Source organism: Halomonas sp. LMYGS-3 (assembly GCF_059509875.1).
On sequence record NZ_JCAKFQ010000006.1, the window covers coordinates 209,645 to 222,820 of the forward strand.

Annotated in this window: 10 protein-coding genes; 6 read left to right on the plus strand and 4 right to left on the minus strand. The window is 69.7% G+C overall.

Annotation, left to right across the window (positions count from 1 at the left end; all coding sequences use genetic code 11):
* Positions 1-12: 12 nt before the first annotated feature.
* Positions 13-1,155 (plus strand): glycerate kinase, encoded by a 1,143-nt coding sequence (locus AC5W54_RS08185; protein ID WP_495961580.1) that lies wholly within the window; start codon positions 13-15, stop codon positions 1,153-1,155.
* Between the two features lie 34 nt (positions 1,156-1,189).
* Here the strand turns inward: AC5W54_RS08185 and AC5W54_RS08190 are convergent, their stop codons facing one another.
* A complete protein-coding gene (locus AC5W54_RS08190) occupies positions 1,190-2,602 on the minus strand; it encodes a DNA recombination protein RmuC (RefSeq protein WP_495961581.1) in 1,413 nt (470 codons plus the stop codon).
* A 146-nt stretch (positions 2,603-2,748) separates the two neighbouring features.
* On the opposite strand from AC5W54_RS08190, the gene AC5W54_RS08195 reads away from it, so the two are divergent.
* Complete coding sequence (locus AC5W54_RS08195; protein WP_495961582.1) at positions 2,749-3,087, plus strand: hypothetical protein; 339 nt, start codon at positions 2,749-2,751, stop codon at positions 3,085-3,087.
* Between the two features lie 66 nt (positions 3,088-3,153).
* On the opposite strand, the gene AC5W54_RS08200 is transcribed toward AC5W54_RS08195, so the two are convergent.
* Positions 3,154-4,611, minus strand: coding sequence for an aminoacyl-histidine dipeptidase (locus AC5W54_RS08200; RefSeq protein WP_495961583.1), 1,458 nt, complete (start codon positions 4,609-4,611; stop codon positions 3,154-3,156).
* A 61-nt stretch (positions 4,612-4,672) separates the two neighbouring features.
* A complete protein-coding gene (locus AC5W54_RS08205; protein WP_495961584.1) occupies positions 4,673-6,817 on the minus strand; it encodes a tRNA(Met) cytidine acetyltransferase TmcA in 2,145 nt (714 codons plus the stop codon).
* Between the two features lie 344 nt (positions 6,818-7,161).
* On the opposite strand from AC5W54_RS08205, the gene dctP reads away from it, so the two are divergent.
* The 4 genes from dctP to AC5W54_RS08225 all read left to right on the plus strand — a co-directional run bounded on the left by dctP (position 7,162) and on the right by AC5W54_RS08225 (position 12,024).
* Positions 7,162-8,265 (plus strand): TRAP transporter substrate-binding protein DctP, encoded by a 1,104-nt coding sequence (gene dctP, locus AC5W54_RS08210; RefSeq protein WP_495961585.1) that lies wholly within the window; start codon positions 7,162-7,164, stop codon positions 8,263-8,265.
* A 67-nt stretch (positions 8,266-8,332) separates the two neighbouring features.
* A complete protein-coding gene (locus AC5W54_RS08215; protein ID WP_495961586.1) occupies positions 8,333-8,836 on the plus strand; it encodes a TRAP transporter small permease subunit in 504 nt (167 codons plus the stop codon).
* Positions 8,833-10,161 (plus strand): TRAP transporter large permease, encoded by a 1,329-nt coding sequence (locus AC5W54_RS08220; RefSeq protein ID WP_495961587.1) that lies wholly within the window; start codon positions 8,833-8,835, stop codon positions 10,159-10,161. Before AC5W54_RS08215 ends, AC5W54_RS08220 begins: the two co-directional genes overlap by 4 nt.
* A 231-nt stretch (positions 10,162-10,392) precedes the next feature.
* A complete protein-coding gene (locus AC5W54_RS08225) occupies positions 10,393-12,024 on the plus strand; it encodes an ABC transporter permease (RefSeq protein WP_495961616.1) in 1,632 nt (543 codons plus the stop codon).
* Here the strand turns inward: AC5W54_RS08225 and AC5W54_RS08230 are convergent.
* Positions 12,010-13,107: an ABC transporter ATP-binding protein gene (locus tag AC5W54_RS08230; RefSeq protein ID WP_495961588.1), complete on the minus strand. Its 1,098-nt coding sequence runs from the start codon at positions 13,105-13,107 to the stop codon at positions 12,010-12,012. The two genes, AC5W54_RS08225 and AC5W54_RS08230, sit on opposite strands and share 15 nt — an antisense overlap.
* Between the last annotated feature and the right edge of the window lie 69 nt (positions 13,108-13,176).

Consider the following 13,176-nt stretch of genomic DNA (forward strand, 5'->3'; position numbering starts at 1 on the left):
CGAGCGCTCCCCATGAAGATTCTCATCTGCCCGGATAGTTTCAAGGACGCCTTGCCGGCGGCAGAGGCCGCCCGGGCCATCGCCTGTGGCATCGCTCGCACCGGCGACGACCTCGCGACCCTCGAGTGCCCGCTGGCCGACGGTGGCGAAGGCAGCCTGGATGCCCTGATCGCCGCCACCGGCGCCGAGCGGCGCACGGCCGAGGTCCACGACGCCCTGGGCCGCCCGACTCGGGCGGACTGGGGCTGGCACCCGGGCAGCCGCACCGCCTACGTGGAGCTGGCCGAGGCCAGTGGCCTGCAGCAGTTGGCCCCGAGCGAGCGTACCGCCCTGCACAGCACCACCTTCGGCGTCGGCGAGCTGATCCGCGCCGCGCTCGACGCCGGCGCCGAGCGCCTGCTGCTGACCCTGGGCGGCAGCGCCACCAACGATGGCGGTGCCGGGATGCTCGGCGCCCTGGGGGCCCGACTGCGGGACGCCGAGGGCAACGAGCTCGCCCCCGGCGGCGCGGCACTCGAGCGGCTCGCCGAGTTCGACCTCTCCGGGCTCGACCCGCGCCTGGGCGGGCTGCGCGTGGAAGCCGCGGTGGATGTCGACAACCCGCTGCTGGGCGGCCGAGGCGCCAGTGCGGTGTTCGGCCCGCAGAAGGGCGCCAGCCCGGCCGACGTCGAGCGGCTCGATGCCGCCCTGGCCCGCTTCGCCGATCTCGCCGCCGAGGCGCTGGGCGAGGATCACCGTGACCTGGCCGGTGCCGGTGCCGCCGGCGGCATGGGCTTCGCCGCCCGGGCCTTCCTCGCGGCCGAGCTGCGCCCCGGCATCGAGCTGGTGATGGCCCAGGCCGGCTTCGATGCCCTCCTCGAGGAGGCCGATCTGGTGATCACCGGCGAGGGCCAGCTCGACGGCCAGAGCCTGGCCGGCAAGACCCCGGTGGGGATATCACGAGCGGCGCGGCGCAAGGGGGTGCCGGTGGTGGTGCTCGCCGGGCGTCTGGCGCCGGGCTGGCAGGCGGCCTTCGACGAGGGGGTCACCGCCGCCTTCGCCCTGGCCGATGGCCCCATGGGCCTCGACGAGGCCCTCGCGCGCTGCGCCGAGCTGCTGGCCGACCGGGCCGAGAGCCTGGCGCGGCTGCTGCTGTCGGTCCCCCACCGGGCGTGACGCCGCCCATCCGGGCGGCGTCATCGTGTCCGCGTCATGCCTCGTCGTCAGTGCCCTCCGCCGTCTCTTCGGCGGCGGCTCGGCGCAGATGAGCCGGCAGCGGCTTTTTCATACGCACCCCCAGGCGCTGCAGCTCGCCGGCCTGGGCCACCAGGCTGCCCTGACCGGTGGCGAGCCGCCCCATCGCCTGGCGATGACTCTCCCGCGCCCGCTCGAGGTGGCGCCCGATCTCCTCGAGGCTCTCGACGAAGCCACTGAACTTGGTCAGCAGCCGCTCGGCCCGCTCGCCGATCAGCCGCGCATTGTCGTTCTGGCGCTCCAGGCTCCACAGGCCGGCCACGGTGCGCAGGCTGGCCAGCAGGGTAGTGGGGGTGACCAGCACCACCTGGCGGGAGAAGGCATCCTGGAAGAGCTCGGGGTCGCGCTCGAAGGCGGCGGCGAAGGCCGGCTCCACCGGCACGAAGAGGAACACGAAGTCCGGGGAGTTGAGCCCCGGCAGGTCGGGGTAGGCCTTGGCCGCCAGGCCGCTGACATGGTCGCGCAGCGACTGCAGGTGCGCCTTCAGCGCCGCTTCGCGCTCGGCCTCGTCGTCGGCATTGACCACCCGGGTCCAGGCGGTCAACGAGACCTTGGCGTCGATGATCAGGTGGCGCTCCTCGGGCAGGTAGATCACCGCATCGGGGCGCTGGCGACCCTGCTCGCCGTGCAGCGAGACCTCGCGGCGATACTCGATGTCGCGGCGCAGGCCGCTGCGCTCGAGCACCGTCTCGAGCATCAACTCGCCCCAGTTGCCCTGCACCTTGCGATCGCCCTTGAGGGCCCGGGCCAGCTCACCGGCCTCGTCGCCCAGGCGGGCGTTGAGCCCGGCCAGCTGCTCGAGCTGGGCCTTGAGCGAGCCGCGCTCACGCTGCTCCTGGCCGTGCAGCTCCTCGACCCGGCGACGAAACTGGTCGACCTGTTCGCGGAAAGGCCTCAGCAGTGCCTCCAGGCTGTCGCGGCTCTGCGCGCTGAAGGCGCGCTGGCGATCCTCGAAGATGCGCCCGGCGAGCTGGTGGAACTCCTCCTTGAGCCCCGCCCGCGCCTCCTCCAGCAGGGCCAGTTGCTCGCGGTGTCGGCTCGCCAGCTGTTCCCGTTCGGCCTCGAGCCACGCGCAGCGCTCGCGGCGCTCGGCGAGCTGCTCCCGGGCCGCGGCCAGCGCCGCCTCGGTGGCCTCGAGTCGCTCACGGCTGGCATCGAGCTGGGCATCGCTGTGGACCAGCTCCTGCTCGAGGCGCCGGGCATCGGCGTCTGCCGCCGTCCGCGCCGTCTCCAGCTCGGTCAGCCGCGCCACAGCCCTGGCCAGACGCCGGCGCCAGGCCAGCGCCAGCCCGCCCGCGGTCACCAGCGTGGCGGCCAGCGCCGCCAACACGGCCCCCGGCAGGCCGGTTCCTTGCAGCGATTCGATCATCGTGTCCTCGAATGTGGAGAGAATCGGGAAAAGCCTGCCATATCAGCGAACACTGTTCGAGAGGCGCTCGGCGAAGGCTATACTCCAGCCAGGGAACGCAGGGGTGAATCATCAACGTCCCAAGAACGTCCACGGAGGATACCCCGATGAACAGACTCTTGATGGCCGCCGCGATCGCGGTCCTGACGGTCGCCATGAGCCTGCCGGCGATGGCCGATCACCGCCGTCACGGCGGCTACGGCCCGCAGGTGCACCACCACTATCACCAGCACGACTATCGCGCCGATCGGGGCCGGCACCACCACAAGCATCGGCACAAGGCGTATCGCAAGCACCGTGCCGCTCCCCCGCGCCGCGTGGTCGAGCACCACTACTACTCGGAGCGGCCGCGCCGTCACCATCATCGCGGCTACCGCGGCCATACCGATATCCCGCTGGTCACGGTGGGCGGTTATCCGGCGGTGCGTATCCAGGTCAACCACTGACCCTGCGCCAACATCGGCGCCGCGCCCCGCGAGGGCCGGCGCCGATCTTCCCGGGGAGAGGGCCCACTACTGAGCGAGCTCCTCGATCAGGCCCCTGAGCAGCCCCCAGAATTCCTCCACCGAAGCCAGTTCCGCCCGCTCGTCGGGGGAATGGGCGCCGCGGATCAGCGGGCCGAAGGAGATCATCTCCAGGTGCGGGTACTTGCCGCCGAGGATGCCGCACTCGAGCCCGGCATGGATCACCAGCACCTCGGGATCGCTGCCCAGGCACGCCCGGTGCAGGCGGCAAAAGCGCTCCAGCAGGGCGCTATCGGGGGCCGGGGTCCAGCCGGGATAGGCGTTCTCGACCCGGGTGTGGGCGCCGATCAGGTCGAACAGCGCCCGGAAGCGGTCGGTCAGGTCGGCGGTGGCACTGTCACGCAGGGAACGCACCAGGGCGCAGAGGTGGAAGCGCCCGTCCTCGAGGCTGACCACGCCCAGGTTGTTGGACGTCTCCACCACCCCGGGCACCTCGGCGCTCATGCGCTCGACGCCGCAGGGCGCCACGTGCACCGCGCCGATCAGCATACGACTGGCATGGGGAGTGAGGGCCTCGGCGGGCCGCGCGTCCGGTGACTCGAGCGTCAGCGACAGCCCCTCGTCCACCCCGGCCAGCTCGTCACGCAGCTCGGCCTCGAGCGCCGCCACGCGCTCGCGGGCATGAGCGAGCTCATCGGCCGGCAACGCCAGGGTGGCGAAGGCCTCCCGCGGCAGGGCATTGCGCAGGGTACCGCCGTGGTAGTCGATCAGGCGCGCATCGAAGGCCTCGAGCGCCCGCAGTACCCGTACCAGCAGGCGGTTGGCGTTGCCGCGGCCCTTGTGGATGTCGATCCCCGAGTGACCGCCTCTCAGGCCGGTCAGCGACAGCCGCAGGGCGACCTCGTCGTCGGCCAGGGCAGCGGTGGGCAACTGGGCCTCGACCACCACATCGGCGCCACCGGCACAGCCGATGAACACCTGGCCGCGGTCCTCGGAGTCCAGGTTCAGCAGCACCCGTCCCTCCAGCCAGTCCTCGGCCAGGTTCAGGGCGCCCCCCATGCCGGACTCCTCCTCCAGGGTGAACAGCGCCTCCAGCGGGCCGTGCACCAGGGCCTCGTCCTCGAGAATCGCCAGCGCCGCCGCCACGCCCAGGCCGTTGTCGGCGCCCAGGGTGGTATGGCGGGCATGCAGCCAGCCGTCGACCACGTAGGTGTCGATGGGATCACGGGTGAAATCGTGAGGGTGGTCGGCGTTGGCCTGGGCCACCATGTCCAGGTGGCCCTGCAGGATCACGCCGGGGGCCTGCTCGTGGCCGGGAGTGGCGGCCTTGCGGATGCGCAGGTTGCCGAAGGCGTCGCGGTCGTGGGCGAGGCCGCGTGTCTCGGCCCACTGCTCGAGGCGGGCGACCAGGGCCGCCTCGTGGCCGGAGGGCCGCGGCGTGTTGCACAGGGTGCGGAAGTGACGCCATAGCGGCTGCGGCGAGAGTTGCTCGAGATGTGCGTTCATGACGGTTCTTCATCGATGTTAACCGGCCTACCTTACCCACGCGCCCGTGGCATGGAAAGTCTCAGTCGACCCGTGCGCGCAGGGCCGCCACCGCCCGGCGCAGCCGAGTGGTGACCTCCCGCTGCCCCGACACCCCCAGCCGGGCCGGCTCGCTCCCCTGGAAGGCCCAGGCCACCAGCAGGCAGAGGTCCGGATCATCGGGGGACGTGCCGGTGGCCAGGGCCCGGCAGGCCAGCGCCTGCAGCGCCGGCCGCGCCAGGGCCGGCGCGCGCTGGCCGAAGGCCACATCGTCGATATCGCGCAGATCGCCCGGGGACGGTACCGGGCCCTCGCCCTCGGCCAGCAGGGCCGCCGCCACCTCAGGCTCGAGCCCCGCGAGCTCGAAGGCCAGTAGCCCCGGCAGCTGGCGGCGAAAGCGGGCCTCGAGCTCGTCGCCCAGCCGCTCGCCGCGGGCACTGATCGGCAGCGCCACCATCAGGGCATGCTCACCGGTGGCCGTCTCGCGGGTCAGCCCCAGGCGCACGGCGCGAAAGCCCAGCGCCTGCCAGAAGGCGATCAACCCCGGCTCGGCGCCGAAGCTCGCCCCCAGCAGGTCGATCGAATCGCGGCGGGCTCGCTCCCGTTCGGCCTCGAGCAGGCGTCGGCCGAGGCCATGACGGCGCCGGTTCGGGTGCACGGCGATCCGCAGCACCCGTCGCAGCCGCCCCTCCAGGGCCTCGCGGCAACCGGCGTGGGCGGCCAGCGACTGGGCCATCAGGTGGCCGCGCGGCCGCCGCTCCCCCCGCGCCACCCGCTCGGCCAGTGCGGTATCGAAGCCGCCCTCGTCGGTGGTGACCAGCACCGCCAGGGGGCGAGCCCCCGACTCGAGACAGGCGATGCCCACGCCGGGCCCATCCAGCAGCCGCCGCAGGTCGCTCGGGGTGGTGCGGTAGTGCGCCTGAACCAGCAGGCCGAACAGCTCGTTCAGGCGCGGCTCGTCGTCGGCCAGTTCGTCACGCCGAACGCGCCGCAGCGTCGGTGAGGCGTCCGGGACGTCGCCGGGTTCGGCATCGAGCAGCAGCAGGCGGGTGACCAGGGCCTCCAGCGGATCCCCGGCGGCCCAGCGGATGGGTTCGCCCAGGTGACACTCCTGCCACTCGGGGGTGCGGCGCTCGAGGCGCCGGCGGAAGCGCAGGGCGAAACCACGCCCCGAGCCCTCGTAGCCATGCACCGTGGTGGCGAAGGCGATGCGCGGGAAGGCCTCGAGCCAATCACCGAGCAGGGTCGCGGGAATCGCCGCCGCCTCGTCCACCAGCAGCCACTGGCCGGGCCCGCCCACCTCTCCCCGCCGGGCCAGTGCGGTGAGCTCGTCAGGAGGCAGGAAGTCGACCCGGCCCGCGCCGAGCGCGAAGGCATGGCCTTGGCGACGGCCCTCGGGACAGAGCGCCTCGAGGCGCTCGAACAGCGCCGCCACGGCCGCCGGGCGCGGTGCCGTCACCAGGAGCCGGGGCTCGCCCGCGGCCAAGCGCCGGGCACAGGCGATGCCCAGCGCCGCGCTCTTGCCACGGCCGCGGTCGGCAGTGAGCACCAGCGGGCGGCGGCGGCGCAGGCGGGCGAGCCGCGCCACGGCGTCGGCCTGGTCGCGGGTCAGGCAATCGGCGTCTGGCGAAGGCGGGGCGGCGGGCGCCGAGGGCGGCAGCGGCGGCAATTGCGGGTCGCCATCGGCGGGCCACGCCACGACGCCGGGGGAAACGGCGAGCAGCCGCGCCAGGCGCTGCAGGTAGTGGGCGGTGAGGTGCTCGGCCCGATGGGGGTGCTCTGCCAGGCGAGTGTAGTCGGCATCGGGGCGCGCCCCCCAGTCGGGAGGCGTCATCAGCACCAGCAGGCTCCCTGCCTGCAGGGTACCGGACAGCGCCCCGAAGGCGTCGGGATCGAAGCCGGCATCGTCGGACACCGCATCGATCACCAGCAGCCCCTGCTCGCCGCCCAGCCGGGTGCGGGCCTTGGCCGGCGCCAGCCAGTCCCGGGCCTCGAGCCCATCGGGCGCCTGAGGCGAGACCCAGAGCGGCGAGCGCCAGCGACGGGCCCGCCAGAGCGCCAGGGCCCGGGAGCGACACGCCTCGGGCTCGCCGGTCAGCCAGACCAGGCCACGCCAGCGTCGCTCGGCCAGGGCGTCGGCATGTTCGACCAACGCCTCGATGGCCGCCGTCGAGCGCTCGTCATGCATGGAAGGGGATCTCCTTCGAGGCTGAACTTTAGTCTTATCTTTGCACGGTATTCAACGCAGCGGGTGACATCCGCCATGCTAATTGAGGGTGCACTGAACCATTCAAACCCTTGATTGAAAACTCTTTCAGCCGAGCGCCCGGGCCGTCCTCGCCCTCTCACGGCCATGCGGCCACCCCCGTCGAGCCCTCTCGATTGTGCTAGCTTGTCTTGCATGCCGACCTGCCCACCCGGTCAAGCCCGCCGGGACAGGCGGTGCCGCCATCGACCGGCAGACTACAACGGATGCGGCCTCGGCGTTTCTGCTTCTGCTCGACAACAGAAAAACCCATCAGGGAGCGCACCATGAAGAAGATGACCACGTTTGCCCTCACCGGCCTGGCGGCCGGTGTTGCCCTAGCGGCCCTCTCCTTTACCGCCCAGGCCCAGGAGCGGTGGACCATGACCACCACCTGGCCGGACAGTCTGGATCTGATCGAGATCGACCGTCACTGGGTGGAGCTGGTCAACAAGCTGGCCGGCGACGAACTGGAGATCGAATTCCGTGCCGGCGGCACCCTGATGCCCGGCACCGAAGTGTTCGACGCCACCGAGACCGGCAGCATCGAGGCCGCCGGCGACTGGCCCGGGTACTGGGCCGGCCGCAGTTCGGCGTTCTCGCCCCTGGCCGCCACGCCCAGCCTGTTCAATGGCTTCGACTACCTGAACTGGATCCAGCAGTGGGGTGGCTTCGAGCTCTATCAGGAGGTCTATGGCCAGTACAACATGGTCTACCTGCCCTACGGTATCACCAACAACGAGTCGGGCTTCATGGGGCGCACCCCCATCGAGAGCCTGGCCGACCTGGACGGCAAGCGCCTGCGTCTCTCGGGCCGCGACCAGGGCCGGGTGCTGGAGCGCCTGGGCGGCTCCCAGGTCACCCTGTCCGGCGGCGAGATCTACCAGGCGGTGGAACGCGGCGTGGTGGACGGGGCCGAGTTCTCCACCCCCGGGGTCGACTATAACGCCGGCTTCGCCGAGGTGGTGGAATACTGGGCGACGCCCGGCTGGCACCAGTCGGCCAGCGTGTTCGGGGTGATGATCAACAAGGACGCCTGGGACGCCCTCTCCGAGGAGACCCAGGAGAAGCTGAAGATCGCCGCCGATGCCACCCTGGCCTGGTCGCTGGCCTGGTCCGAGCGCGAGTCGACCGAGGGTACCATCAAGTTCCAGGAAGCCGGTGTGGAGATCTCCACCTATGACGCCGAGGACATGGCCCGCATCCAGGAAGTGACCAACGAAGTGATCGTGGAAGGTGCCTGCGAGGACCCCATGCATGCCAAGGTGTATCACTCCATGGTCAGCTACCTGCAGCACTATGCCAACTGGCGCGATGTCTCGGTTCCCTACAACATGAGCCGCAGCTTCGACAACCTGCCCGACCTCGAGGCCATCGAAGCCTGTCTGTAAGACGCTCCTTGGTCGCCCCGGCTCTCACGCCGGGGCGTTTCAGTCCTGAGGTCGGAGACCGTACGCCATGAATGCGATTGCCAAGGCGATCGATGCCCTCAATGAAGTGTTCGGACGGGTCATCGCGCCGCTGATCGCCGTCATCACCCTGATAGTGCTCTACGACATCGCCCTGCGCCTGTTCACCGGGCGCCCCAGCGACTGGGCCTTCGACATCACCAAGATGCTGTTCGGCGCCCATTTCATGCTGATGGCCGCCTATGGCCTGCGCCATCACGCCCACGTCGAGGTCGACGTGCTCAAGCGCCTGCTCTCGCGCAGGAAACAGGCTGCGCTCGAACTGCTCGGCTACCTGATCTTCTTCGTGCCCTTCATCTGGATGCTGGTGACGCTGGGCTGGAGCTTCTTCATGCGTTCCTTCAGCCGCGGCGAGACCACCTATGGCATCGTCTCGATTCCGGTCTATCCAGTGAAGGGCGTCATCGTCATCGCCGCCGTGCTGATCCTGCTCCAGGCCATCGCCATCGTCATCCGTGCCATCAAGGAATTGCGCCAGGAGGCCTCGGCATGAGTGCGGAACTGCTCACCCTGTTCATGTTCGGCGGTCTGCTGGTGGGCCTGTTCATGGGCCATCCGCTGGCCTTCGTGCTGGGCGGCGTGGCGGTCATCGGCGCCTGGCTCGGCCCCGGCCCCCGCGTCCTCGGCACCATCATCAACAACATCTATGGCAATGCCATGGACAACTACGTGCTGGTGGCCATTCCGCTGTTCGTGCTGATGGCGCGCTTCCTCAACGACTCGGGGGTCACCGAGAAGATGTTCGAGGCGATGCGCCTGCTGCTGGCCAACCTGCGCGGTGGCCTGGCGTTGACCGTGGTCATCGTCTCGGTGCTGCTCGCCGCCACCACCGGTATCGTCGGTGCCTCCATCGCGGTGATGGGCATGATCGCCCTGGCCCCGATGCTCAAGTACGGCTACAACAAGGAGCTCAGCAGCGGTGTGATCATGGCCAGCGGCTGCCTGGGGATCCTGATCCCGCCCAGCATCATGCTGATCCTGATGGCCAGCTACTCGCCGGTCTCGGTGGGCGCGCTGTTCGCTGGGGCCCTGGTGCCGGGGCTGCTGCTGGGCGCGATGTACGCCCTCTACGTGCTGCTGATCTGCCTGGTGAAGCCCAGCTACGGCCCGCCGGTGCCCGCCGAGGAGCGCGCCGAGACCTCGACCGGACAGCTGCTGATCATGCTGGCCAAATACGTGCTGCCGCCCATGACCCTGATCCTCGGCGTGCTGGGCGCGCTGTTCACCGGTATCGCCACCGCCACCGAGGCCTCGGCCATCGGCGTGGGCATCGCCTTCCTGCTGTTCCTGATCTTCGGCGACCGCAAGCTCACCACCTGCTTCAGGACGCTGATCGATGCCAGCAAGACCACCACCATGGTGATGCTGGTGCTGGTCGGGGCGACCGCCTTCACCGGCGTGTTCTCGCGTGGCGGCGGCATGACGGTGATCAGCGAACTCGTCATGGCCATGCCCGGCGGTACCACCGGTGCGCTGATCCTGATGCTGTTCCTGGTCTTCATCCTGGGGATGTTCCTCGACTGGACCGGCATCGTGCTGCTCAGCTTCCCGATCATGCTGCCCATCGTCGCCGACATGGGCGTGGACGTGCTGTGGTTCGTGGTGATGGTGGCCGTGGTCTTGCAGACGTCCTTCCTGACGCCGCCGTTCGGCTATGCGCTGTTCTACCTCAAGGGCGTGGCCCCCAAGGGCGTCGAGATCGTCGACCTGTACAAGGCGGTGATACCCTTCTGTGCGCTGATCGTGCTGGCCTGCCTGTTGATGGCCTTCTTCCCGGCGCTGGTCACCGGCCTGCCATCGGTCCTGCTCGGCTACTGAAGCGAGCCGGCATTGCGACCCCGGGTGCCCGTATCGCGAGATACGGGCGCCTTGTCTTGCTCCAGGTCAGCAGGAGCGGGCTGCAGAGCCATGCGCCAACTGATATCATTTGCAGCCGCCATCGCCTCGCATTCCGCCCCTCGCTCGTGCGCCGGGCAATGAAGGAGCTCTCGCTTGTTCCGATCCACCACTACCGGGCTGTCCGGCGTGACGCGCCGACTCACGAACCGCATGACTCCCTGGCCCCTGCTGATTCTCGCCGTGGCCTCGTTCGTGGCGCTCCCGGTCATCGTGGTACTCGCCCATATCGTCATGCCTACCGAGGGCATCTGGCAGCACCTCGCCAGCACGGTGCTGGGACGCTACCTGAGCAATACGCTCTACCTGGTGGTCACGGTGGGCCTGGGCACCGCGATAATCGGCACCGGCACGGCCTGGCTGGTGGTGATGTGCCGCTTCCCGGGAAAGCGCGTCTTCGAGTGGGCGCTGCTGCTGCCGCTGGCGGTCCCCACCTATGTGATCGCCTACGCCTACACCGATTTCCTGCAGTACGCAGGCCCCTTGCAGACCTGGCTACGGGAGATCTTCGACTGGGGCCGCGGCGACTACTACTTTCCCAATATCCGCTCGTTGGGCGGTGCCGCCACGCTGATCACCCTGGTGCTCTACCCCTACGTCTATCTGCTGTCACGGGCAGCCTTCCTCGAACAGTCGGTGTGCGTGCTCGATGTGGGGCGCACGCTGGGCCGCGGGCCCTGGCGCCTGTTCGCCACCGTCGCCGTACCGTTGGCCCGCCCGGCCATCGTCGGGGGCGTCTCGCTGGTGCTGATGGAGACGCTCAACGAGTTCGGTGCGGTGCAGTTCTTCGGCGTCGACACCTTCACCACGGGCATCTATCGCACCTGGTTCGGGCTCGGCGAGCAGGTCGCTGCCGCCCAGCTCGCCGCCTGCCTGCTGGTCTTCGTCATCGCGCTGGTGCTGCTCGAGCGCTGGTCGCGCGGCAAACGCAAGTATTTCCATACCACCAACCGCTATCAGCAGTTGCCCGAGTATCGCCTCCACGGCTGGTGTGCGGCCGGCGCGTTCACCGCCTGCGCCCTGCCGGTGCTGATCGGCTTCCTGATTCCCAGCGGCCTGCTGGCCCAGCTTGCCATCGTCAAGGGCGACGCCCTGCTGGGCACGCGCTTTCTCGACTTCGCCTGGAACAGCCTGCTATTGGCGGCGATCGCGGCAGCGATCGCGGTGGGGCTGGCGATATTCCTCAGCTACGGAGTGCGTCTCCACGACAGCCCCCTGACCCGGTTCGCCACGCGGATCGCCTCCATGGGCTATGCCATCCCCGGCTCGGTGATCGCCGTCGGCATTCTGATTCCCTTCGCCTGGCTCGACAACACCATCAACACCTGGCTGCATGTCCACTACGGCATGATCGTCGGCCTGATCTTCAGCGGCTCGGCCTTCATCCTGGTCTATGCCTACGTGGTGCGCTTCCTGGCGGTCTCGTTCAATACCGTGGAGGCCAGCCTCGGCAAGGTGACACCGAGCATGGATGCCGCCTCACGCACCCTGGGCCAGACCGCCGGCGGCACGCTGCGCCACGTGCATACGCCGATCATGCGCGGCAGCCTGCTGGCGGCGGGAATCCTGGTGTTCGTCGACGTGATGAAGGAACTGCCGGCGACCATCATCCTGCGCCCCTTCAACTTCGACACCCTGGCGGTCCGGGCCTACAGCCTGGCCTCCGACGAGCGGCTCGCCGAGGCCTCGACGGCGTCGCTGGCCATCGTGGCCGTCGGCATCATTCCCGTGATTCTGCTCAGCGTGGCCATGCGCCGTTCGCGCCCCGGCTCAGACAGCGCCTGAGGGAAAGACGAATACCTGGGACAGGTCGAGGTGGATATCCACCCGCTGTCCCTCGGCCGGCAGGAAGACCCCCGGGACCCGGGCGTGCAGGTGGGCTTCGCTGCCGTCTTCGCCGTGGGCGCAGATGTGCAGCAGGCTGCTGCGTCCCAGCAGCTTGGCCATGATCACGTGGCTGTAGCGATGCGCCGGTGCCGGTTCGAAGTGCTCGGTGATGCGCAGCGCCTCGGGGCGGATCATGATCTGGGCCCGGCTTCCCTCGGACAACCAGCCGGCCTCGACCGCTCCCACCGGGGTCTGCACACGCCCCCCCCGCACCACGCCCGAAAGCTCGTTCACCTCCCCGAAGAAGGCCACCACGAAGGGGTCGCAGGGAGCGCAGTAGAGCTCGCGCGGCGTGCCCATCTGCACGATGCGCCCGTCGCGCATCAGGGCGATGCGGTCGGCCATGAACATGGCCTCTTCGGGGTCGTGCGTCACCAGCAGGGTGGCCGCGCCGACCTTCTTCAGTACGTGCAGGGTGTCGTCGCGGATGCGATCGCGCAGGCGCGCATCGAGGCTGGAAAACGGCTCGTCGAGCAGCATCAGCTGGGGGGCAGGCGCCAGCGCCCGGGCCAGCGCCACGCGCTGCTGCTGCCCCCCCGAGAGCATGTGCGGGTAGCTGTCGACATAGTCCGCCATGCCCAGCTGCTCGAGCAGCGCCAGCGCGCGCTGGCGACGCTGACGGGAGGGCTCTCCCTTGAGCCCGAAGGTGACGTTCTCGAGTACCGTGAGGTGGGGAAACAACGCCGAGTCCTGGAAGGCCAGGCCGACGTTGCGCTTCTCCGGCGGCACGTGCCGGCCCTTGGGCACGGCGATCTCGCCACCGTTGAGGGTCACGCGCCCCTGCTGGAGCACCTCGAGCCCGGCCGCGATGCGCAGCAGGGTGGTCTTGCCACAGCCAGACGGTCCCAGCAGGCAGACGACCTCGCCGGGCGACACGTCCAGGTTCACGCCCCGAACGGCGGCGAGCGTGTCGAAGGTGTGATGCACCCCTTCCATCGTCAGCGCGCTGGCCTGCCGGTGCGGGGCGTGTCTGGCTTGCATAGGGGTCGATTGGCTAGTCATGGCATCAGGACGACGTGGGCAAATGGAACAAACGCTGCCCTCATCCTA

Coding starts and splice junctions, on each gene's coding strand:
- AC5W54_RS08185 (WP_495961580.1), top strand. CDS start 13: ATGAAGATTCTCATCTGCCCGGATAGTTTCAAGGACGCCTTGCCGGCG.
- AC5W54_RS08190 (WP_495961581.1), bottom strand. CDS start 2,602: ATGATCGAATCGCTGCAAGGAACCGGCCTGCCGGGGGCCGTGTTGGCG.
- AC5W54_RS08195 (WP_495961582.1), top strand. CDS start 2,749: ATGAACAGACTCTTGATGGCCGCCGCGATCGCGGTCCTGACGGTCGCC.
- AC5W54_RS08200 (WP_495961583.1), bottom strand. CDS start 4,611: ATGAACGCACATCTCGAGCAACTCTCGCCGCAGCCGCTATGGCGTCAC.
- AC5W54_RS08205 (WP_495961584.1), bottom strand. CDS start 6,817: ATGCATGACGAGCGCTCGACGGCGGCCATCGAGGCGTTGGTCGAACAT.
- dctP (WP_495961585.1), top strand. CDS start 7,162: ATGAAGAAGATGACCACGTTTGCCCTCACCGGCCTGGCGGCCGGTGTT.
- AC5W54_RS08215 (WP_495961586.1), top strand. CDS start 8,333: ATGAATGCGATTGCCAAGGCGATCGATGCCCTCAATGAAGTGTTCGGA.
- AC5W54_RS08220 (WP_495961587.1), top strand. CDS start 8,833: ATGAGTGCGGAACTGCTCACCCTGTTCATGTTCGGCGGTCTGCTGGTG.
- AC5W54_RS08225 (WP_495961616.1), top strand. CDS start 10,393: ATGACTCCCTGGCCCCTGCTGATTCTCGCCGTGGCCTCGTTCGTGGCG.
- AC5W54_RS08230 (WP_495961588.1), bottom strand. CDS start 13,107: ATGCAAGCCAGACACGCCCCGCACCGGCAGGCCAGCGCGCTGACGATG.